Annotated in this window: 18 protein-coding genes and 1 pseudogene; 13 read left to right on the top strand and 6 right to left on the bottom strand. The window is 67.4% G+C overall.

Annotated elements, in window-relative coordinates:
* The 3 genes from AC51BJ_RS04390 to AC51BJ_RS04380 all read right to left on the bottom strand — a co-directional run bounded on the left by AC51BJ_RS04390 (position 1) and on the right by AC51BJ_RS04380 (position 5,189).
* A complete protein-coding gene (locus AC51BJ_RS04390; RefSeq protein WP_496279447.1) occupies positions 1-1,323 on the bottom strand; it encodes a PAS domain-containing protein in 1,323 nt (440 codons plus the stop codon).
* 172 nt (positions 1,324-1,495) lie between these two features.
* The gene (locus tag AC51BJ_RS04385; protein WP_430434491.1) at positions 1,496-1,960 is read right to left on the bottom strand and encodes a peroxiredoxin; all 465 of its coding nucleotides are present in this window, start codon (positions 1,958-1,960) and stop codon (positions 1,496-1,498) included.
* A 43-nt stretch (positions 1,961-2,003) separates the two neighbouring features.
* Positions 2,004-5,189 (bottom strand): error-prone DNA polymerase, encoded by a 3,186-nt coding sequence (locus tag AC51BJ_RS04380; protein WP_496279446.1) that lies wholly within the window; start codon positions 5,187-5,189, stop codon positions 2,004-2,006.
* 580 nt (positions 5,190-5,769) lie between these two features.
* Here AC51BJ_RS04380 and AC51BJ_RS04375 point away from each other — a divergent pair.
* The 8 genes from AC51BJ_RS04375 (at position 5,770) to AC51BJ_RS04340 (ending at position 15,084) form a co-directional block, all read left to right on the top strand.
* Entirely contained in the window at positions 5,770-7,692 is a 1,923-nt protein-coding gene (locus AC51BJ_RS04375; RefSeq protein WP_024300361.1) for a PrkA family serine protein kinase, read from the top strand.
* A gap of 63 nt (positions 7,693-7,755) precedes the next feature.
* A complete protein-coding gene (locus tag AC51BJ_RS04370) occupies positions 7,756-9,033 on the top strand; it encodes a YeaH/YhbH family protein (RefSeq protein ID WP_019917687.1) in 1,278 nt (425 codons plus the stop codon).
* On the top strand, positions 9,030-10,643 hold the full coding sequence (locus AC51BJ_RS04365) for a SpoVR family protein (RefSeq protein WP_425761688.1): 1,614 nt from the start codon (positions 9,030-9,032) through the stop codon (positions 10,641-10,643). The genes AC51BJ_RS04370 and AC51BJ_RS04365 overlap by 4 nt, the downstream gene beginning before the upstream one ends.
* 78 nt (positions 10,644-10,721) lie before the next feature.
* On the top strand, positions 10,722-11,063 hold the full coding sequence (locus AC51BJ_RS04360; RefSeq protein WP_496279445.1) for a hypothetical protein: 342 nt from the start codon (positions 10,722-10,724) through the stop codon (positions 11,061-11,063).
* A gap of 59 nt (positions 11,064-11,122) precedes the next feature.
* A complete protein-coding gene (locus AC51BJ_RS04355; RefSeq protein WP_496279444.1) occupies positions 11,123-11,743 on the top strand; it encodes a hypothetical protein in 621 nt (206 codons plus the stop codon).
* A complete protein-coding gene (locus AC51BJ_RS04350) occupies positions 11,727-13,160 on the top strand; it encodes a TolC family protein (protein WP_496279443.1) in 1,434 nt (477 codons plus the stop codon). Before AC51BJ_RS04355 ends, AC51BJ_RS04350 begins: the two co-directional genes overlap by 17 nt.
* Before the next feature lie 14 nt (positions 13,161-13,174).
* Complete coding sequence (locus tag AC51BJ_RS04345) at positions 13,175-14,593, top strand: multicopper oxidase family protein (RefSeq protein WP_496279442.1); 1,419 nt, start codon at positions 13,175-13,177, stop codon at positions 14,591-14,593.
* Positions 14,594-14,619: 26 nt separating this feature from the next.
* Positions 14,620-15,084, top strand: a complete 465-nt coding sequence (locus AC51BJ_RS04340) for a DUF411 domain-containing protein (RefSeq protein ID WP_496279441.1) — start codon at positions 14,620-14,622, stop codon at positions 15,082-15,084.
* 189 nt (positions 15,085-15,273) lie between these two features.
* Here AC51BJ_RS04340 and AC51BJ_RS04335 read toward each other — a convergent pair whose 3' ends face one another.
* On the bottom strand, positions 15,274-15,474 hold the full coding sequence (locus tag AC51BJ_RS04335; protein WP_496279440.1) for a heavy-metal-associated domain-containing protein: 201 nt from the start codon (positions 15,472-15,474) through the stop codon (positions 15,274-15,276).
* 184 nt (positions 15,475-15,658) lie between these two features.
* Here AC51BJ_RS04335 and AC51BJ_RS04330 point away from each other — a divergent pair, with 184 nt between their 5' ends.
* Together AC51BJ_RS04330 and cueR are read left to right on the top strand one after the other, a co-directional pair.
* Positions 15,659-18,079: a heavy metal translocating P-type ATPase gene (locus AC51BJ_RS04330; protein ID WP_496279439.1), complete on the top strand. Its 2,421-nt coding sequence runs from the start codon at positions 15,659-15,661 to the stop codon at positions 18,077-18,079.
* Positions 18,066-18,461, top strand: coding sequence for a Cu(I)-responsive transcriptional regulator (gene cueR / locus AC51BJ_RS04325; RefSeq protein ID WP_430434480.1), 396 nt, complete (start codon positions 18,066-18,068; stop codon positions 18,459-18,461). Before AC51BJ_RS04330 ends, cueR begins: the two co-directional genes overlap by 14 nt.
* A 217-nt stretch (positions 18,462-18,678) precedes the next feature.
* Here the strand turns inward: cueR and AC51BJ_RS04320 are convergent, their stop codons facing one another.
* Entirely contained in the window at positions 18,679-19,080 is a 402-nt protein-coding gene (locus tag AC51BJ_RS04320) for a winged helix-turn-helix domain-containing protein (RefSeq protein ID WP_496279438.1), read from the bottom strand.
* A gap of 104 nt (positions 19,081-19,184) precedes the next feature.
* Between AC51BJ_RS04320 and modA the strand changes: the two genes are divergently transcribed.
* Genes modA through AC51BJ_RS04305 form a run of 3 tightly spaced genes read left to right on the top strand, consistent with a single transcriptional unit; the run spans position 19,185 to position 21,824 of the window.
* Entirely contained in the window at positions 19,185-19,970 is a 786-nt protein-coding gene (gene modA / locus AC51BJ_RS04315) for a molybdate ABC transporter substrate-binding protein (RefSeq protein WP_430434478.1), read from the top strand.
* 40 nt (positions 19,971-20,010) lie between these two features.
* The gene (gene modB, locus AC51BJ_RS04310) at positions 20,011-20,676 is read left to right on the top strand and encodes a molybdate ABC transporter permease subunit (protein WP_430434477.1); all 666 of its coding nucleotides are present in this window, start codon (positions 20,011-20,013) and stop codon (positions 20,674-20,676) included.
* Positions 20,673-21,824 carry an ABC transporter ATP-binding protein gene (locus tag AC51BJ_RS04305; RefSeq protein ID WP_496279437.1) on the top strand — a complete coding sequence of 384 codons (1,152 nt, stop codon included), beginning with the start codon at positions 20,673-20,675 and terminating at the stop codon, positions 21,822-21,824. Before modB ends, AC51BJ_RS04305 begins: the two co-directional genes overlap by 4 nt.
* A gap of 132 nt (positions 21,825-21,956) precedes the next feature.
* Here the strand turns inward: AC51BJ_RS04305 and AC51BJ_RS04300 are convergent.
* Positions 21,957-22,199: pseudogene (locus tag AC51BJ_RS04300) on the bottom strand (IS110 family RNA-guided transposase); the annotation flags it as partial.
* Between the last annotated feature and the right edge of the window lie 32 nt (positions 22,200-22,231).

Here is a 22,231-nt window from a genome sequence, read left to right as displayed (position 1 = left end):
TCAGTCGCCGTCGGGGATGATGCGGGCGATCTGTTCGGTCGCCTCGCGCGTGCGTTCGGACAGCGTGCGCACCTCGTCGGCCACCACCGAAAAGCCGCGACCGGCGTCGCCGGCGCGTGCGGCCTCGATCGCCGCGTTCAGCGCCAGCCGGTTGGTCTGGTCGGCGATGGCGCGGATGGCGGTGACGATGGCGCGGATCTTCTGCACGTTGTCGCTGAGTTGCTCTCGCTGACGCGCTTCGACCTCCTGCAGATGGTGTTCGTTGTGCTCGGCCTCGATGCAGGTGAGCGCGCCAACCACGCGCAGCGGTGTGCCGCGGTCGTCGCGCCGGGTTCGGCCGCGGGCGCGGAACCAGCGATAGACGCCGTCCTTGCAGCGCAGCCGGTAGTCGATCGAGTAGGGCGTGTTGCCGCTGCGGTCCATCAGGTGGCGGGTGAAGGCTTCGAGCACGCCCGGCTTGTCGTCCGGGTGCAGGCGCGAGGCCCAACTGTCGAGCACGTTCGGGAATTCCTCTTCGGTTTCGAAGCCGAGCAGGCGTCGGAACTGCGTCGACCACCAGAAGGTGTTGGACGGATTGACCGGGTCGCCGGCCACCACGTCGAGGTCCCAGATGCCGTCCGACAGCATGTCGCTGGCCAGTTCGAAACGGGTGAGTGCGGCGTCGAGTTTCGCCTCGTCCTCGCGGATGCGGCTGATGTCCGTCAACGAGCCGGCGATGCGCACGATGCCCTGTTCGTCGCGCACGGTGCGGGTGCGCGACAGCAGCCAGCGGTAGCTGCCGTCCTTGTGTGCCATCCGGTAGCGCGTATCCGGCCAGTCGCCGTCGCGCCGGTCGGTCCATTGCCGCGCCAGCGCGTCGAGCGCCTGTTTGCGGTCTTCCGGATGCAGGCGCGAGGCCCAGCTGTCGAGGCGGTCCGGGAAATCGCTGTCATCGTAGCCCAACATGCTGCGCAGCCGGTCCGACCACCAGACCGGGTGTTTCAGGTCCGGCGTGCGGGCGTCGCCCAGCCGGACTTCCCACAGTCCGGCGTCGACCACGGCGGCGATCAGACTGCTGCGCGCGCTCGCTTCGCCCAGCTCCTGACGCAGCGACTGCGCGTTGTCGGCGGCCACGTCCAGCATCTGTTCCAGCTCGTGCGCGCGCGTTTCGGCGCTGCGTGCCCGGTTGCGCAGGCCGGAGAACACGCGTGACAGCGTGCCCAGCAGCTGCCGCTCATTGGCGCTGCCGCGTGGCGACGGGCAGTAGTCCTCGTCGCGCGATTCGCAGTCGGCGATGCGTTGCAGTTCGAACCAGAAATGTCGTCTGAGCAGCCAGGCCAGCATGCATCCTCCCCGTCGGTCCGGCGCACGACGCGCCGTGCAGCGGAGAGCAGATGACGTGCCATGAAGACGAGGAGCGGAAACGCTGGAATATCAGTGTCTTGTGCGAGAGCGTCTGGCGGGTGCAGCGTCCACATGCCGGACGGCGTATGACAATCGTCCGTGGCGCGGGCGCTCAACGTGGCGGCAGCAGACCGAGCAGTTCGTCGGCGTGGCGGCTCACGTCGGGTCGTTCGATCAGGTGTGCGATGCGACCTTCGGGGTCGATCAGCACGCTGATCCGCCGGTAGGCACCCAGCCAGCGGCGCAGCAGTCCGGCCGGACCGCTGCCGAGCGCGCCGTAGCGGCGGGCGATGCGCTGGCCGTCATCGACCAGCAACGGGAAATCGAGGGCGAACTTGTCGGTGAAAGCGCGGTGCGCCGCGCTGCCCTGTGCCGATACGCCGAGCACGGTGAGCCCGCGAGCGGCGAGGTCAGTCCGACCGTCGCGGATGGAGCAGGCCTGTTTCGTGCAGCCCGGCGTGTCGTCGCGCGGATAGAAATACAGCGCCAGCCAGCGGCCACGGTAATCGGCGAGACGGTGGCGGTGGCCGTGCTGGTCGAAGGCGTCGAAGTCGGGAGCGGGCTGGCCGGGCGTCATGGCGTGCGGGAACGGTCGTGGAAGAGGGGACTGTAGTCGCTTTCTAGTGGAAATCCCGACTGCGCGGCGTCAGCGCTCCGAGCAGCGCCGAGCGGTCGACCAGGCGGCGAGCGATCAGGTGGATCACCTCGCCTTCGCGCGATACCTGACCGTAGATGCCGAGCAGGGTAGCGCCCAGCACTTCGTGCCGCTGTTTCTCCTGCACGTCCTTGTGCACGATCACGTTGGCCAGCCCGGTTTCGTCTTCCACCGTGACGAACATGACGCCGCTGGCCGTGCCCGGGCGCTGGCGACAGGTGACGATGCCGGCGGCACGGGCGAGTGCGCGGTCGGGCAGACGGCGCAGTTCGGCGGCGGTGATGAAGCGCTGCGCGGCCAGTTCGCCGCGCAGCAGCGCCAGCGGATGACGGCCCAGCGTGAAACCGAGGCTGGCGTAATCGGCGACGATGTCCTCGCCTTCGTGCGGCGCCGCCAGCGCGAGCGGCGTTTCGTTCACCGGCGCGTCGCCCAGCAGTGCGTCCGGGCGCCGCACCGCCGCCTGCCAGTGTGCCTGGTGGCGGTTGCCGGCGAGCGGCTGCAGCGCTCCGCCGGCAGCGAGGCAGCGCAACTGCTGCCGGTCCAGCCGGGCGCGGCGGGCGAGGTCGTCGACATTCGCGAACGGCGCCTTTGCGCGGGCGGCGATCAGGCTTTGCATGGTGTCCTGCGACACGCCCTTGATCATGCGCAGGCCCAGCCGCACGGCAGGCCCGGATACGCGCGATGACGACGGGCGTTCGAGCACGCAGTCCCAGCCGCTCACCGTCACGTCGGCCAGATGCACCTCGACGCCGTGCGTGCGCGCGTCGGCGATCAGCTGGGCCGGCGCGTAGAAGCCCATGGGCTGGCTGTTCAGCAGGCCGCACAGAAAGGCGGCCGGGTGGTGGCACTTGAGCCAGGACGAGGCATAGACCAGCAGTGCGAAGCTGGCGGCGTGGGACTCCGGAAAACCGTAGCCGGAAAAGCCCTCGATCTGGCGGTAGATCTGTTCGGCGAATTCCGGCGTGTAGCCCTTGTTCAGCAGGCCTTCAGTCAGCTTGTGCTGGAATTTTTCCATCGTGCCGCGTTGCCGCCAGGCGGCCATCGAACGGCGCATCTGGTCGGCCTCACCCGGCGTGAAACCGGCGGCGACGACGGCCAGCTGCATCACCTGTTCCTGGAAGATGGGCACGCCCAGCGTGCGTTCGAGTACCGGGCGCAATTCGTCCGACGGGTAGTCGATCCGTTCTGGCGGCAGATGGCGGCGGGCCAGGTAGGGATGGACCATGCCGCCCTGTATCGGCCCCGGGCGCACGATGGCGACCTGGATGACCAGGTCGTAGTAACGGCGCGGCCGCAGTCGCGGCAGCATGTTCATCTGCGCCCGCGATTCGACCTGGAACACGCCGGTCGATTCGCCGCGGCACAGCATGTCGTAGGTCGCCGGGTCTTCGGGCGGAATGTCGGCGACGCTGCGGGGTATCCGTCCCGGCACTGCCGCCGGTGACGCCGGATGCGCATCGGCGTAGGCCGCCAGCGACTGCAGCGTCTTGCGTATCGCGGTCAGCATGCCGAGCGCCAGCACATCGACTTTCATCAGACCGACCGCTTCGAGGTCGTCCTTGTCCCACTGGATGACGCAGCGGTCCGGCATCCGTGCGTTTTCTATCGGCACCAGGCGCGACAGCCGGCCGCGGGCGATGACGAAGCCGCCGACGTGCTGCGACAGGTGACGCGGCGCGCCGATCAGTTCGTTCGCCAGTTCCATCAGCCGGCGTACGTGCGGCGAGGCGGGGCTGAAGCCGGCTTCGGCCATGCGGTCCTCGCGCACCTGTCGGCCGTCCCACCACATGTGGCCGCGCGTCAGGCGGTCGAGCGCGTCGTCGCTGAAGCCGAGTGCGCGGCCGACGTCGCGCAGCGCCGAGCGCGGCCGGTAGCAGGTCAGGCTGGCGGCCAGTGCGGCGCGGTCGCGGCCGTACTTGCCGTAGATGTACTGGATCACTTCCTCGCGCCGCTCGTGCTCGAAATCGACGTCGATGTCCGGCGCTTCGTTGCGCTCGCGCGAAATGAAGCGACCGAACAGCATGTTGGCCCGCCACGGGTCGACCTCGGTCACGCCGATGCAGTAGCACACCGCCGAATTGGCGGCCGAGCCGCGGCCTTGGCAGAGGATGCCGCGGCTGCGTGCCCAGGCCACGATGTCGTACACGGTCAGGAAGTAGGGTTCGTACTTGAGCTCGGCGATCAGCGCCAGTTCGTCCTCGATCTGCTGGCGCAACTTGCCCGCCTTCAGTTCGAAGGTGGCGTCGTCCAGCCTGACCACGCGACGGATCTGCGCGCAGCGCTCGACATAGCCGCGTTCGGCCAGATGACGCAGCCAGGACGCTGGCGTATGGCCGGCCGGCACGATCTCTTCCGGGTACTCGTAGCGCAGTTCGTCGAGCGAGAAGCTGCACTGCGCGGCGATGTGCACGCTCGCGGCCAGTTGTTCTGCCGGATGGATCTGCGCCAGCCGGTGCAGCAGGCGCAGGTGGCGCTCGCCGTTCGGAAACAGTCGTTCGCCGCATTCGGGCAGCGTGCAGTGCAGGCGGATGGCGGTCAGCGTGTCCTGCAGCCGGCGCCGCTTGCGCACGTGCATGTGCACATCGCCGGCGGCACACAACGGCAGGCCGCTGGCGTCGGCCGCCGCCTCCAGGGCCGCCAGCTTGGCGCAGTCGTCGGTACCCAGGTGCAGTTCCACCGCCAGCCAGGCGCGCTCACCGAAACGCGACTTCAGCCAGGCGGCGTGTGCGACCAGCATGTCGGCGTCTGCAACATCGTCGTCGGTCGGTGTCAGCAGCGCGATGCAGTCGGACAGGCCGGCGTCGAGGTCGGCCAGCGTCAGGTGGTAACGGCCCTTGTCCGCCGCCATGCGGCCGCGCGTGATCAGTTCGGCCAGATTGCCGTAACCGTTGCGGTTGCAGGCCAGCAGCACCAGCTTGGGTCCGTCGGCCAGGCGGATTTCGCTGCCGATGATCAGCGCCGGTTTCGGGTCGGGCAGGGCACGCAGTGCCACGTGGGCGCGCACGACGCCGGCCAGCGAGCATTCGTCGGTGATGGCCAGTGCCGTGTAGCCGAGCGCGGCGGCGCGCTCGGCCAGTTCCTCAGGCGACGAGGCGCCGCGCTGGAAACTGAAGTGGCTCAGGCAGTGAAGTTCGGCGTAGGGCGTGGACATGGTGTGTACTGTATTTTCGTACAGTACCTGTCGGCTGTCGACCGCACGCGCCGTGCGCGGCGCAGACCGCAGCTGCCGATGACCGGTTGTCGCCTCGATGCGGGATCGGCACCTGGGCGCGCCAGCGGTGCGGCAGGGTGATCGTGCACCGGCGTGGTGCGTGTGGCCGCGAGTTCGTCCGCCGACCGCGTTCGCGGCGCCCGCGCCAGCCGGGCCCTTGAGCGGAGCACTGCGATGACGATGGACACCGTGTGACCCGCGCACGGCAAGCATGGACCACAACTTGCTGAGGACCGGTCAACGGACTGCCGGGCACACACGTGAACAAGCGTGAGCACGCGGGAACTTCGCGTTGCAGGGGGTATCGACTCGACAACAAGTGTTGCATGTACGCATCTTGTGTCGCACGACTCGACACAGCGTCCATGCTTCGGAGCAGGATGGTGATCGCGGTGCTTATCGGGCTTTCATCGAGCCCGCGAGTGAACCAAGCTGAACATGTGGTGGTGCGGAAGGTGCGCGCAGGCCGCGGGCTTCCGGACCAACTGTTTTGAAGGTCAACGGAGACTTGGAGATCAGCATGGACATCGTCAGTCATTTCGCCGCGCGTTTCGAACGCACCCGCGAGGAAGAGCTATCGCTGGAAGAGTATCTGGCGGAGTGCAAACGTGACCCGCTGGCGTACGCCAGCGCCGCCGAACGCATGTTGAGGGCGATAGGTGAGCCGCAGACGGTGGACACCCGCAACGACCCGCGGCTGTCGCGCATCTTCGCCAACAAGGTGATCAAGATCTATCCGGCCTTCGCCGAGTTCTACGGCATGGAGGACGCGATCGAACAGGTGGTGAGCTACTTCCGTCACGCCGCACAGGGCCTGGAAGAAAAGAAGCAGATTCTCTATCTGCTGGGCCCGGTCGGCGGCGGCAAGTCGTCGATCGCCGAGCGGCTGAAGGCGCTGATGCAGGAAGTGCCCTTCTACGCGATCAAGGGTTCGCCGGTGAATGAATCGCCGCTGGGCCTGTTCGACCCGACCGAGGACGGCGCCATCCTCGAAAAGGAATATGGCATCCCGAGCCGTTACCTCAACCGCATCCTGAGTCCGTGGGCGGTCAAGCGGCTGGAGGAATTCGGCGGCGACATCCGCAAGTTCCGCGTGGTCAAGCGCTACCCCAGCGTGCTGAAGCAGGTGGGCATCGCCAAGACCGAACCGGGTGACGAGAACAATCAGGACATTTCGTCGCTGGTCGGCAAGGTCGACATCCGCAAGCTCGAAACCTATGCACAGGACGACCCGGACGCCTACAGCTTCTCCGGCGGTCTGTGCCTGGCCAACCAGGGCCTCCTTGAATTCGTCGAAATGTTCAAGGCGCCGATCAAGGTGCTGCATCCGCTGCTGACCGCGACCCAGGAAGGCAACTTCAAGGGTACCGAAGGCTTCGGCGCGATCCCGTTCGACGGCGTCGTGCTGGCGCACTCGAACGAGAGCGAGTGGAAGGCCTTCCGCAACAACAAGAACAACGAAGCCTTCCTCGACCGCATCTACATCGTCAAGGTGCCGTACTGCCTGCGCGTGTCCGAGGAAGTGAAGATCTACGAAAAGCTGCTGCGCGGCTCGTCGCTGGCCGAGGCCGTGTGCGCCCCGGGCACGCTGAAGATGATGGCGCAGTTCGCCGTGCTGACCCGGCTCAAGGAGCCGGAGAACTCCAGCCTCTATTCGAAGATGCAGGTGTATGACGGCGAGAACCTGAAGGACACCGATCCGCGCGCCAAGAGCTATCAGGAGTACCGCGACTACGCCGGCGTCGACGAAGGCATGAGCGGCATCTCGACCCGCTTCGCCTTCAAGATCCTGTCCAAGGTGTTCAACTTCGATTCGACCGAGGTGGCGGCCAACCCGGTGCACCTGATGTACGTACTCGAACAGCAGATCGAGCGCGAACAGTTCCCGCAGGATGTCGAGCAGAAGTACATCGCCTGCATCAAGGAACACCTGTCACCGCGCTACGCCGAATTCATCGGCAAGGAAATCCAGACCGCCTATCTGGAGAGCTACAGCGAGTACGGCCAGAACATTTTCGATCGCTACGTCACCTACGCGGACTACTGGATACAGGACCAGGAGTACCGCGATACCGATACCGGCGAAGTGTTCGACCGCGCCTCGCTGAACGCCGAACTGGAAAAGATCGAGAAGCCGGCGGGCATTTCGAACCCGAAGGATTTCCGCAACGAGATCGTGAACTTCGTGCTGCGGGCGCGTGCCAACAACGCCGGCAAGAACCCGGTGTGGACCAGTTACGAGAAGCTGCGCACGGTGATCGAGAAGAAGATGTTCTCCAACACCGAAGAGCTGCTGCCGGTGATCAGCTTCAACGCCAAGGCCAGCGCCGACGATGCCAAGAAGCACGAGGACTTCGTCAATCGCATGGTCGGCAAGGGCTACACGCCGAAGCAGGTGCGCCTGCTGTGCGAGTGGTACCTGCGCGTGCGCAAGAGTTCGTGACGGTGGCGGTGCATCGATAGACAAGACCGGGGCGACGCTGCCCCGGCGGGAAGGGGACACATCTTGCAGCAGATCATCGATCGCAGACTGGCCGGCAAGAACAAGTCCATCGGCAACCGCGAGCGCTTCCTGCGCCGCCACAAGGAGCAGATCCGCGAGGCGGTGCGGCGGGCGGTCGAGGGGCGCGGCATCCGCGACATCGCGCAGGGGGAGGACATCCACATCCCGAAGCGCGACATCAGCGAACCGGTGTTCGGCCACGGTCAGGGCGGCTCTCGTGAAATGGTGCACCCGGGCAACAAGGACTTCGTCCGTGGCGACCGCATCGAGCGGCCCAAGGGTGGTGGTGGGGGCGGCGCCGGTTCGGGCAACGCCAGCGATTCCGGCGAGGGTGAGGACGACTTCGTCTTCCACCTCACCAAGGAAGAGTTCATGCAGGTCTTCTTCGACGACCTCGCCCTGCCCAATCTGATCCGTACCACACTGGCCGAGACGCCGGAGTACAAGACGCACCGTGCCGGTTTCTCCAGCGACGGTACGCCGAACAACCTGCACGTCGTGCGCTCGATGCGCGGTGCGATCGGCCGGCGCATCGCGCTCGGCAGCGAATCGCGGCGCGAGCTGCATCGGCTCGAAGCGCTGCTCGAAGACCTGCGCGCGCAGCCGGGCACGCCGGCGCGGCTGCATGAGATCGAACAGATCGAAGCCGATATTGCCGCGCTGCGTTCGCGCATCGACCGCATTCCCTACCTCGACCCGATAGACCTGCGCTACCGCAGCCGCGTGCGCACGCCGGTGCCGACCGCGAAGGCGGTCATGTTCTGCCTGATGGACGTGTCGGGCTCGATGGACGAGGCGCGTAAGGATCTGGCCAAGCGCTTCTTCATCCTGCTCTACCTGTTCCTGACCCGGCACTACGAAAAGATCGAAATCGTGTTCATCCGCCATCACACGCAGGCGCAGGAGGTGAGCGAGCACGACTTCTTCCATGCCACCGAAACCGGTGGCACCGTGGTGTCGAGCGCGCTGGTACTGATGGAGGACATCATCCAGGCGCGCTACCCGCGGGGCGAGTGGAACATCTACGGTGCGCAGGCCAGCGATGGTGACAACTGGCACGACGACAGCCCGCGCTGCCGCGAAATCCTCGAACAGAAGATCCTGCCGCTGGTGCGCTACTTCGCCTACATCCAGGTGGTCGAGCAGGAACAGAACCTGTGGCATGAGTACTCGGACCTCGCGATGGAGAGCGAGAACTTCGCCATCCGCAAGGCGGCCGAGGTCGATCAGATCTATCCGGTGTTCCGCGACCTGTTCAAGAAGGAAGGAGCCGCGAAATGAGCGATACCTACGACCGCCGCAACAACGGTCGCGCGGCCTCGCCGGGCGAATACGGCGGACGTCGTCATCCGGCGCCGCTGAGCGCACCGCTGCCGTTGAAGGAACGTCCGACCGCCCGGTTGCCGGCGCCCAGCGACTGGACCTTCGAGCTGATCGAGCAGTACCACGACGTGATCCGCGCCACCGCGCAGCGCTTCGGGCTCGACACCTATCCGAACCAGCTGGAAATCATCACCGCCGAACAGATGATGGACGCCTACGCCAGCGTCGGCATGCCGGTGAACTACCGGCACTGGAGCTACGGCAAGGAATTCATCAGCACCGAGAAGAACTACCGGCGCGGCCAGATGGGCCTGGCCTACGAAATCGTGATCAACAGCAACCCCTGCATCAGCTACCTGATGGAGGAGAACACGATGGCGATGCAGGCGCTGGTGATCGCGCACGCCGCCTACGGCCACAACAGCTTCTTCAAGGGCAACTACCTGTTCCGGATGTGGACCGACGCGTCGTCCATCATCGACTACCTGGTCTATGCGAAGAACTACGTCGCCGCCTGCGAGGAGCGGCACGGCATCGACGCGGTCGAACTGCTGCTCGACAGCTGCCACGCGCTGATGAACTACGGCGTCGACCGCTACCGTCGGCCGAGCAAGCTCAGCCTGACGCAGGAACTGGCGCGCGCGAAGGACCGCGAGGCCTACGCGCAGCAGCAGGTGAACGAGATCTGGCGCACGCTGCCGCCGAAGCTGGGCCGCGACGAGGCGGAGAAGGAAGCACCGCGCTTCCCGGCCGAGCCGCAGGAAAACCTGCTCTACTTCATCGAGAAGAACGCGCCGCTGCTCGAACCGTGGCAGCGCGAAATCGTGCGCATCGTGCGCAAGGTGGCGCAGTACTTCTATCCGCAGCGCCAGACCCAGGTCATGAACGAGGGCTGGGCCACTTTCTGGCACCACCACCTGCTGAACACGATGTACGACGACGGCTTCCTCGACGACGGCATCATGATCGAGTGCCTGAAGTCGCACACCAACGTCGTCTACCAGCCGCCGGTCGGCCACCCCGCTTACAGCGGCATGAACCCGTACGCGCTGGGCTTCGCGATGTACACCGACATCAAGCGCATCTGCGAGGCGCCCACCGAGGAGGACCGCCTGTGGTTCCCGGACATGGCGGGCAGCAGCTGGCTGGAGACGCTGGACCACGCGATGCGCAACTTCAAGGACGAAAGCTTCATCGGCCAGTACCTGTCGCCGCGCGTGATGCGGGCCTTCCGCCTGTTCGCCATCACCGACGACGACACCGAGCCGACGCTGGAGGTATCGGCCATTCACGACGAGTCCGGCTACCGTAACCTCCGCGAAGCGATGTCGCGGCAGTACGATCTCGGCTCGCGCGAACCGAATATCCAGGTGTGGAGCGTGAACCTGCGTGGCGACCGTTCGCTGATGCTGCGGCACACACAGCACAACAACCGGCCGCTGCACGACGGCGCCTACGAAGTGCTGAAGCACGTTGCCCGGCTGTGGGGTTTCCCGGTGCATCTGGAAAGCGTGAATGGCCAGGGCGCGGTCGCCCGGCGCTGGACGGTGGACCCGAGCACGACTTGACCGGTGTCATGCGAACTTCGTTGCTGCGCTGATATCCTAGTTTCCATGCGTTCCGCGACCCGCCTTCTGCTGACCTTCATGCTGCTGCTGGCATTGCCCCTGCAGGGCTTTGCCGCGGCGGCGATGATCAGTTGCGCGCCGTCGCATCACGGACTGCAGACGACTGTCACCCTGCACGCTGATGCCGCTGCGCACGCGCATCACCAGGGCGGTGACCATGACCCCGTTTCGACACCTTCCCATGGCAAGCACGCGTGCAGCGCCTGTGCCGCTTGCTGCATCGGCGGCGCCTTGATGCCGTCCGCGCTGCGGCTGCCCGTCGATTTTTCGACGCACCTGCGCCCGCTGCCGGCGCGCGTGACACCTCCGGCCTTCATCACCGAAGGCACCGAACGCCCACCCAGACACGACCTCGCCTGACACCCGAAATCCGTCCACGGTGGACGGAAATCGATACACCTGTCTTTCGCGAGGTCTTCATGTTCCATCTTTCCATCCGGATGCTGCTGGCAGCAGCGTTCGTCACCACGTCCGTCTGGGCGGCCGATCCGGCGGATCCCGCCGCGCCCACGCGGTCGCTCGATCACCGCTCGGTGTTCGACACCTACCGCGCTGGCAGCGCGGGCGCTGTCGGCAACTGGCGCGAAGCCAACGACGCGGTCGGTCGCCAGGCCGGCAGCCACGCGCACGACCACGACAGCACGACGTCCGCGCCGCCTGACCCGCATGCCGGCCACGATCACGGTGCTCAAGCGACCACCGATCCGCGCGCGGGCCACCACGGACCGATGCACGGTCACATGCATGGCTCTATGCACGACGCGCATGCGCCTGAACACCAGAGCGGCGGTGCTGCGGCCGCGTCGCCTGGGCCGCACGCCGGCCACGATCACGGCGCTGCCGGCGGTGACGCGAAGCCGCATCACTGTCCGCACCACGCCGCTCACCACGCGTCGATGCACGAGCAGATGCACGGCCGGATGCATGACGCGCATCCGTCAGGACACCAGCACGGCGGCGATTCCGCGGCGATGAAGTCGGACCACGGACACCGCTGCCATCACGACAGCAAGGAGGGCGGCGATGCGCACAAGCACTGATAGTGGCCGGTTCAGGCTCGTGCCGCTGGCGGCGGCGCTTGCGCTGCTGGCCGGTTGCGCGAGCTTCAGCCCGGACGGCGGTTTCGGCACGGTCGAACAGACCGCGCGCGACAAGCTGGGCAAGGAGGTCAGATGGGCGCGCAGCGACGAGGACCGCAAGGCGGTCGCCGACCGCGTTGCGGAACTGCTGGCGCAACCGCTGTCGGCCGACGACGCCGTACAGATCGCGCTGCTGAACAATCGCGGCCTGCAGGCAGGTTTCCACGAACTGGGCATCCGCGAGGCCGAAGTGGTGCGCGCAGGCCGCCTGCCCAATCCGACCTTCTCGATGTTTCACGCCAGCAAGAAAGAAGACGGCGTGCGCGACTACAAGATCGAGCAGGCGCTGACCTTCAACATCTTTTCGCTGCTGACGATGCCGCAGGCGATCCAGGTGAATCGCCGCGTCTTCGAACAGTCGCAACGGGCGGTATCGTTGCAGGTGCTGCGGCTGGCGGCCGACGTGCGCCGCGCCTGGGTGCAGGCGGTGGCCGCCGGCGAGACGCTGCGCTACATGGAACAGGTGATGGAGGCGGCCGACGCTGGCGCCGAACTGGCCCGGCGCATGCGCGCCGCCGGCAACTACAGCGCGCTGGCCCAGGCACGCGAACAGGGCTTTCACGCCGACGCGGCACTGAATCTGGCGCGCGCACAGCAGGCGCATACCGCTGCGCGTGAACGGCTGACCCGGCTGATGGGCCTGTGGGGCGAGCAGACCGCTTTCCGCTTGCCTGACCGTCTGCCCGAACTGCCGGCGGCGGCGCTCGACGCGCCCGACATCGAGCGCCAGGCGATGAGTTCGCGCATCGATCTGCAGATCGCGAAGCTCGACGCTGAAGCGACCGCGCGCAACCTCGGGCTGACGAAGACGACGCGTTTCATCGACGTGCTCGAGGTCGGCCCGGCGCGCGTGCTCGAAGGGCGGCGCAGCGAGTCCTACAAGAAGGGCTACGAAATCAGTTTCGAACTGCCGCTGTTCGACTGGGGCGGCTCGCGCGTCGCGCGCGCCGAGGCCATCTACATGCAGTCGGTCGAACGCGCCGCCGACGCCGCGGTGAATGCCCGCTCCGAAGTGCGTGAGGCCTACGCCGGCTATCGCACCGCCTTCGACATTGCCCGTCATTACCGCGACGAGGTGGTGCCGCTCAGGAAGCGCATTTCCGACGAGAACCTGCTGCGCTACAACGGCATGCTGATCGGCGTATTCGAACTGCTGGCCGACGCGCGCGCGCAGGTGGCCGGCGTCAATGGCTATATCGAGGCGCTGCGCGACTTCTGGATCGCCCAGGCCGATCTCGACATGGCGCTGGTCGGCCGCCCCGATCTCGCTCCGCCGCCCGGCGCCGCCATTGCCACGGCAGCCGACGCGGCGCACTGAACAGGATTCCACCCATGACTTCCCGCAGAGATTTTTTCCGCAATGCAGGCGTGGCCGGTGCGGCCGTGGCCGCGGCCACGGTCAGCCGCGTCGCATTGGCCGCCATTCCCGAGCCGGTGATCGAAACCTCGCCCGACACGCGCGGCCCGTTGCTGCCGGCAAACGGACGCCCCTACAACCCTGTCGTCACGCTGAATGGCTGGACGCTGCCCTGGCGCATGAAGGACGGCGTCAAGGAATTCCACCTGGTGGCCGAGCCGGTGGTGCGCGAAATGGCGCCCGGCTTCAAGGCCCACCTGTGGGGCTATAACGGCCAGTCGCCGGGGCCCACCATCGAAGTGGTCGAGGGCGACCGCGTGCGCATCTACGTCACCAACAGGTTGCCCGAGCGCACCAGCGTGCACTGGCATGGCCAGCGCCTCCCCAACGGCATGGACGGCGTGAGCGGCCTGACCCAGCCGGCGATACCGCCCGGCAAGACCTTCGTCTATGAATTCGTCGCACGCCGCCCCGGCACCTTCATGTACCACCCGCACGCCGACGAAATGACGCAGATGGCGATGGGCATGATGGGCTTCTGGGTCACTCACCCGAAGGGCCGCCACCCGCTGATCGCGCCGGTGGACCGCGACTACGTGTTCCTGCTCAATGCCTACGACATCGACCCTGGCAGCTACACGCCGAAGACCATGACGATGCTCGACTTCAACCTGTGGTCGTGGAACAGCCGCATCTTCCCCGGCATCGCGCCGCTGGTCGCGCGCAAGAACGACCGCGTGCGCATCCGCATGGGCAACCTGACCATGACCAATCACCCGATACACATCCACGGCCACGAATTCGAGGTCACCGGCACCGACGGCGGCCCGGTGCCGAAGTCGGCGCGCTGGCCCGAGGTGACCACCGACATCGCGGTCGGTCAGATGCGGCAGATCGAGTTCATCGCCGACGAGGTGGGTGACTGGGCCTTCCATTGCCACAAAAGTCACCACACGATGAACGCGATGGGGCACGACGTGCCCAATCTGATCGGCGTCGATCATGGCGGGCTGGCCGAGCGCATATCGAAGCTCGTGCCGGGCTACATGACGATGGGCGAACGTGGCATGGGCGACATGGCCGACATGAAGATGCCGCTGCCCGAGAACACCGCGCCGATGATGACCGGCGACGGTCCTTTCGGCTCGGTCGAGATGGGCGGCATGTTCTCGGTGTTCAAGGTGAGGCGCGAACAGAAGCCGGGCGACTACACCGACCCCGGCTGGTTCCGCCATCCGCCGGGTACGGTTGCGCACGAGGTTGGCGAGGTGCCGGCAGCATCGCCGCCGCCGGCCGGCCACGACCACGGCGCCTCCAGCATGCCGCTGACCCAGCCGCAGGACATCGAAGTACAGGTGCGTAAGCCAGCCGCCGGCGCGCACGACCACCACTGAACCTCAAAACATTCAAAGGACGAACGATGAACACGATACGTCGCGCGCTGATCGGCGCGCTTGCCACCGCGGCCCTGCTGCCGCGCGCCGCCACGCTGATGGCGGCGCCGAAGCCGCTGGTCGAAGTCTGGAAGAGCCCGACCTGCGGCTGCTGCAAGGACTGGGTGGTTCATCTGGAAGCGAACGGCTTCGCGGTCAAGGTGTATGAGACTGGCAACAACGAAGCGCGCGCGCGGCTGGGCATGCCGGCGAAGTTCGCTTCCTGCCACACCGCGCGGGTCGACGGCTATCTGCTCGAAGGCCACGTACCGGCGAGCGAGGTGCACAGGATGCTGAAGGAAAAACCGAAGGCGCTCGGTCTGGCGGTACCGGCGATGCCCGTCGGCTCGCCGGGCATGGACGGCCCCGAGTACAAGGGCCGCAAGGATCCGTACGACGTGCTGCTGGTGCAGGCGGACGGCAACGCGAGCGTGTATCGCAGCTATCGCTGACGCAGCCCGGCCGGGCTTTGGTGGGAGCGAGCTTGCTCGCGATGACGGGCGGAAACGGAGTCCGAGGCCTGCAAACGTCGCATCGCGACCAGAGGTCGCTCCCACAAATGAGCGCTCCCGATTCGCCGCCGGCGCCGGGTTCTTGTGGGAGCGAGCTTGCTCGCGATTGCAGCTCGCAGCGAAGCCGCCTCAGGCCGGCGGGTAGTCCGCCTCGGCCAGTGCGCTGCGGTAAGTGTCCGCGTCGACGGTCGAGTCGATGCGCACGCGGTGGGTCGGCAGGTCGATGTCGACCTTCGCGCTGTCGTCGATGCTGGCGACCAGCGCCCTGATGCGGCCGGCGCAGTGACCGCAGGTCATGTCGGGGACGGTGAATTCGATGGTCGTGCTCATGGCGGGGCTCCGCTGTCGGGTTGGGATGGGAGGATGATGGACCTTGCCACGATGGGAAGGTCAAGCGTCCTGTCGCTTTCATTTCGTTTCGGCATCCCCGGCGTCGGCGGCTGAATTTTCCGCTTGACCTTGCCATCATGGGAAGGTCGACACTGGGTCCGTTCTCCCGATACAGGATTGTCCGATGAACACCTCCCATCTGCCCGCCGGTGCGGGCCCGCTTACCCGCTGGGAATTCGGCGTCGAAGGCATGACCTGCGCCTCCTGCTCGACCCGGGTCGAGAAGGCGCTGGCGCGCCTGCCCGGCGTCGCGTCCGCCAGCGTCAATCTCGCCACCGAGCGCGCCGCGGTTGACGCAGACGCCTCGGTCGATGCGGCCGCACTGCAGGCGGCGGTCGACAAGGCCGGCTACGTACTGAAGCCGCAGGCGCTGCGCCTGCACATCGAAGGCATGACCTGCGCCTCCTGCGTTGCACGGGTCGAGAAGGCGCTGAACAAGGTGCCTGGCGTGCTGTCGGTCAGCGTCAATCTGGCGACTGAAACCGCCGACATCGTCAGTGCCGCCGACAATCTTGGCGCGCTGCAGGCGGCGGTCGACCGCGCCGGCTATCGCGCAACGCTGCCGGCGGCCGCGCCCGAGGTCGCACCTCGCGATGCGCTGCCCGAATGGTGGCCGGTGGCGCTGGCGGTTGCGCTGTCGCTGCCGCTTGCGCTGCCCATGGTGGGCATGCTGTGGGGCGCGCACTGGATGCTGCCCGGCGGGCTGCAGTTCCTGCTTGCGACACCGGTGCAGTTCTGGCTCGGCGCGCGCTTTTACGTGGCCGGCTGGAAGGCGCTGCGCGCCGGCAGCGGAAACATGGACCTGCTGGTCGCGATCGGCACCTCCGCCGCCTGGGGGCTGAGCGTCTGGCTGTGGCTCACCGCCGCCCCGGGTGCGATGCCGCACCTGTATTTCGAGGCCTCGGCGGTGGTGATCACGCTGGTGCTGCTCGGCAAATGGCTGGAAACCCGCGCCAAGCGACAGACCACCGACGCCATCCGCGCGCTCAATGCGCTGCGTCCGGATACCGCACGGGTGCGCCGCGACGGTGTCGAGGTCGAACTGCCGCTGGCACAGGTCGCGCTCGGTGACGAGGTGGTCATCCGCCCGGGCGAGCGGGTGCCGGTCGACGGCGACATCGTCGATGGCGCCAGCCAGGTCGACGAATCGCTGATCACCGGCGAGAGCCTGCCGGTCGCCAAACAGGCGGGCGACCGTGTGACCGGCGGCGCGGTCAATGGCGAGGGACGGCTGCTCGTGCGCACCCGCGCCATCGGCGCCGAGACCGTGCTGGCGCGCATCGTGCGGCTGGTCGAGAGCGCGCAGGCGAAGAAGGCGCCGATACAGCGCCTGGTCGATCAGGTCAGCGCGGTGTTCGTGCCGGTGGTGATCGCGCTTGCCGCACTCACCTTCGGCGGCTGGATGATCGCCGGCGCCGGTGTCGAAACGGCGCTGCTGAATGCGGTCGCAGTCATGGTGATCGCCTGCCCGTGCGCGCTTGGGCTGGCCACGCCGACCGCCATCATGGTGGGCACCGGCGCCGCGGCGCGGCACGGCATTCTGATCAAGGACGCCGAGGCGCTGGAAATCGCGCACCGCGTGTCGGTGGTCGCCTTCGACAAGACCGGCACGCTGACCGAAGGCCGACCGGAACTGGTGGCGTTCGAGCCGGCGGTCGGGGCACCCGGCGAACTGCTCGCGCTGGCCGCTGCGCTGCAGGCCGGCAGCGAGCACCCGCTGGCGCGCGCAGTCAGCACGGCGGCAGTGCGCGAAGGCGTGACGGTACTGCCGGCGACCGAACTGGCGGCGGTGGCAGGGCGCGGCATCGAAGCGAATGTGGACGGCCGCGCGCTGAGGCTGGGCAGTTCGCGTTTCATGGAAGAGCTGGGCGTCGATCTGTCGCCGCTCGCGGCTCGCGCCGCGCAACTGCAGGCCGAGGGGCGCACCGTGTCCTGGCTGGCCGACGTGACGAGTGCGCCGCGCCTGATCGGACTGCTCGCTTTCGGCGACACGTTGAAGGCGTCGGCGGCCCGAGCGGTGAGCCGCCTTCAGGCAGGCGGCGTTCGTACCGTGCTGGTCAGTGGCGACAACCGGGGTGCCGCGGCTGCGGTGGCTGCGCACCTGGGCATGACCGACGTGCGCGCCGAGGTGCTGCCCGAGCACAAGGCCGAAGTCGTGGCCGAACTGAAGCAGGGTGGGGCGGTGGTGGCCATGGTCGGCGACGGCATCAACGACGCGCCTGCCCTGGCCGCCGCTGACGTCGGTATCGCCATGTCCACCGGCACCGACGTGGCGATGCACGCCGCCGGCATCACGCTGATGCAGGGCGACCCGGCGCGCGTGGCCGATGCGCTCGACATTTCGCGGCGCACCTGGGCGAAGATCCGGCAGAACCTGTTCTGGGCCTTCGCCTACAACGTGGTCGGCATTCCGCTGGCTGCCGCCGGCATGCTGAATCCGGTGATCGCCGGCGCGGCGATGGCCTTCTCCAGCTTCAGCGTGGTCAGCAACGCGCTGCTGCTGCGGCGCTGGAAACCCGAAGAGGTGCGCGATGAACATCGGTGAGGCGGCCGCACGTTCCGGCGTGTCGGCCAAGATGGTGCGGCATTACGAGTCGCTCGGCCTGCTGCCGCAGGTGGCGCGCACCGACGCCGGCTACCGGCAATACGGCGAGCGCGAGGTGCACACGCTGCGCTTCATCCGCCGCGCGCGCGACCTCGGCTTCTCGATGGCGGAAATCGCCGACCTGCTGGCGCTGTGGCAGAAGCCTGACCGCGCCAGCGGCGACGTGAAACGCATCGCTGAGGCGCACATCGCCGACCTCGACCGGCGTATCGCCGAAATGATGGCGATGAAGCGCACGCTGGCGCAGCTCGCCAGCTGCTGCCACGGCGATGGCCGACCGGACTGCCCGATACTCGACGGGCTCGCGGATACGGCGCGTTAGTCCTGGCAACGGGGCCTCATTCGACGATGGGGCCCTGGCCGCCAAAGGGCCGCCGCAGTCCGCAGGCTTCGACGCAGGGTGCTGTCGGGGTCAAGGCCCCTCCCACAGAACCCAGCCCTGGCTCCGGCCGCGAATCAGGCGTGACCCCGGTGGGAGCGGCCTGGGCCGCGACGCGGCCACTGCAGTCCGCAGGCTTCGATACAGGGTGCTGTCGGGGTCACGAGACCTCAGCGACGGAACCCGATTCAGGCTCGGGCCGTATCAGCGCCAGCAGTTCGGGCAGGCGGCGCGAGGCGGCGAGGCGGGCGTCTTCCTCGATCGCGCGGTAGAGCGCCAGTACCTGCTCCCCGGTGGCGGTCAGCCGGGCGCCGCCGCCGGCCGAGCCGCCGCGCTGCTTGGTCACCAGCGGCTCGACGAAGTCCTTGTTCATCGCGTCGACCAGCGACCAGATGCGCTGATAGCTCATGCCCAGCCGGCGACCGGTTTCGGCGAGCGAGCCGGTCGCCGCGATGCCTTCGAGCACGTCGGCCTTGCCCGGACCGATCGCCACCGCGTGCTTGATCTGCACGCGAAACCGGGTGCTGTGTTCGAGGGTGGCGGGCGCTGACTTGGTGTTCATCGCGGATCGAAGACGAAGGGAAATGCATCGAGCACGATACTCGTTATACTCATCGCGCGATATCCATACGGATATATATCGAGTCGCCCGGAGGCGCGCCGTTCATGAGAGCTGTCTGCCTGATCCAACGCATCGCGCTGCTGTGCGCACTCGCGGTTTCGATGACGGCGCCGGTGCGGAGCGCCGAGCCACCGACGGTCGCCGCGGCGTCCGACCTGAAGTTCGCGATCGACGAGGTGGCGGCCCGCTTTGAGCGCGAAACCGGCCAGCGGATGCGTCTGGTTTTCGGTTCATCCGGCAACTTCTTCTCGCAGATCCGGCAGGGCGCGCCCTTCCATCTGTTCATGTCGGCCGACGAGGATTTCGTGTTCCGGCTGGCCGATCAGGGCCTGACGCAGGACCGTGGCCGGCTCTATGCCTACGGCCGCATCGGTCTGATCGTGCCGCGCGGATCGTCGCTGAAGGCCGACGGCGAACTGCGGGATCTGGCGAAGGCGCTGCGCGACGGTCGCCTGAAGAAGTTCGCCATCGCCAACCCGGAACATGCGCCCTATGGCGCCCGGGCAAAGGAGGCGTTGCAGCACGCCGGCGTGTGGGCCGACATCGAACCGCGGCTGGTGCTGGGCGAGAACATTTCGCAGGCGGCGCAGTTCGCGACCTCGGGCGCGACCCAGGGCGGCATCATCGCGCTGTCGCTGGCGAAGGCGCCGCAGGTGAGTGCGCTCGGCGAATTCGCGCTGATCCCGGAGAACTGGCACCGCCGGCTGGCACAACGCATGGTTCTGCTGCGCGGCGCGCCGCCCGCGGCGCGCGCCTTCTACGACTATCTCGCCACGCCGGCGGCGCAGGACATCATGCGTCGTCACGGCTTCGCGATGCCCGGCGAGTGAGCGACGCTTCGGCGCCGACGCACTGAAGGAAGGACAGGTCATGGACTGGCAGGCTTTCTCGCTGTCGATCGAACTGGCGGCGGTGACGCTGCTGGTGCTGCTGCCGCCGGGCGTGCTCACGGCGCGCTGGCTTGCGCGCACGCGCTTTGCCGGCAAGGCCTGGATCGAGGCCTTCGTCGTGCTGCCGCTGGTGCTGCCGCCCACGGTGCTGGGCTACTACCTGCTGGTGTCGCTCGGCGCGGCCTCGCCGTTCGGTGCCTGGATGCTCGATACCTTCGAGGTCCGGATGACCTTCAATTTCGCCGGCCTGCTGATCGCTTCGCTGGTGTTCAACATTCCGTTCATCGTGCAGCCGGTGCAGCGTGCCTTCGAAGCGATACCGGAGAACCTCGCCGAAGCCGCCGCGGTCTGCGGGCTGAGTGGCTGGCAGACCTTCTGGCGGGTCGAACTGCCGCTGGCCTGGCCCGGCATCCTGTCCGCGATGGTGCTCACCTTCGTGCACACGCTGGGCGAGTTCGGCGTGGTGCTGATGATGGGCGGCAGCATTCCGGGCGAGACCAAGACGGTGGCGATCGCGATCTATGACCGCGTGCAGTCCTTCGACCTCGCCGGCGCCGACCGCATGGCGCTGCTGTTGCTCGCGCTGTCGCTCGGCGCGGTGGCAGCGTCCTTCTTCGCGTCGGCCAGACTGGCAGCCCGGCGATGAACGGCGATCAACGCGCTGCCCGCGCACTGCGGGTCGATATCGCCCAGACCGAGCCGATGCCGCTGCACGGTCGTTTCAACTGCGCGGCCGGCGAACTGCTGGCGCTGGTCGGCCCGTCGGGTGCCGGCAAGACGTCGATGCTGCGCGTGCTGGCCGGACTGATGCGGCCGCAGCGTGGCCGTATCGAGGTCGGCACGCAGCTGTGGAGCGACAGCGAACAGGGCGTCTTTCTGCCGCCGCAGCGTCGCCACGTCGGGCTGGTGTTCCAGAACTACGCACTGATGCCGCACCTCAGTGCGGTCGACAACGTCGCACTGGCCATGCTGAACCTGTCGCCCGGCGAGCGCGCGGCGCAGGCGCGGCGCTGGCTCGACCACGTCCACCTGTCGCGAGAACAGCAGCAGCGGCGACCCGCCGCCCTGTCCGGCGGCCAGCAGCAGCGCGTCGCGGTCGCGCGTGCGCTCGCTCGCGAACCGAAACTGCTGCTGCTCGACGAGCCGTTCTCCGCAGTCGACCAGATGAGCCGGCAGGGGCTCTACCGCCTGCTGGCCGATCTGCGCAACGATCTCGACATTCCCATCCTGTTGGTGACGCACGACCTCAACGAGGCGCGTCTGCTGGCTGACCGGCTGGTGGTGATGGACGCCGGCGCGGTGCTGCAGGAAGGGCCGCCCGAGCACATCCATCGCGCACCGCGCAACGCGCGCGTGGCCGACCTCGTCGGCATGCACAACCGGTTCCAGGGGGTCTGGGTGGGGCCGTCGGGCAGGGCGGGCTGGGGCCTGCTGAAATGGGTGTCGGCGGCGGGCGGCGAGCGCGGCGACATGCTGCTCGAAGTGCGTGACAAGGGAAAAATCAAGCCGGGCCAGCCGGTGAACTGGGTGGTGCCGGGCGACGGCATCCTGCTCGGCGCTGACGGCAGCGGGCTGGAACTGGAGGCGACGGTGAGCGAGGCTCGCCACCTTGGCGAGATCACGCTGGCGTCGCTGACGCTGGAACGGAATCCGCAGATCAGCCTGCGTATCACGCTGGCCGGACCGCAGCGTCGGCGCATCGGCAACGGCGACCGGCTGGCACTGCGCCTCGACCCCGCGCTGGTCCATGTGATGCCGCTGCACCAGAGGCCACCGGGCCTGCGTCCGGATTAGCCGGCGCGGTCCTGCCCGGTTGCCGATCGGCGCCGGGTTTTCTCTCAGGGTGGAGAGCGTTCAATCGCGATCAAGCTCGCTCCCACTGAAGCCTTGCGCGGGCGCGCAGAGGACGCTCTCTTGTGGGAGCTTCTATGTTCCACCGCAAGCGTCTTTGTGGAGTTTCGGGTCATAGTCTCCGGCATGCTTCATCAGTGAGAAGGCAACGCGCGCGAGTTTTCGGACCAGCGCAACAAGCGCCTGGGTGCGGCTGCATCCGCGCTGGAGCATGTGCTGGCCGAACGGCTGCCAGGTCAGGGATCGGCTGGGAACCATGGCGGCCTTGTCGAGCTGGCGACGCATCTCCGAATTGCACTTCTGGCTCAGCGCCAGACGTTAGATCAGGGTGCCCGATGCGCTCACGCCGA

The sequence above is a fragment of the Methyloversatilis sp. S146-33 genome, assembly GCF_059552495.1.
Note: the sequence above shows the minus strand (reverse complement) of the source record. Positions and strands in the feature narration are given on the sequence as shown.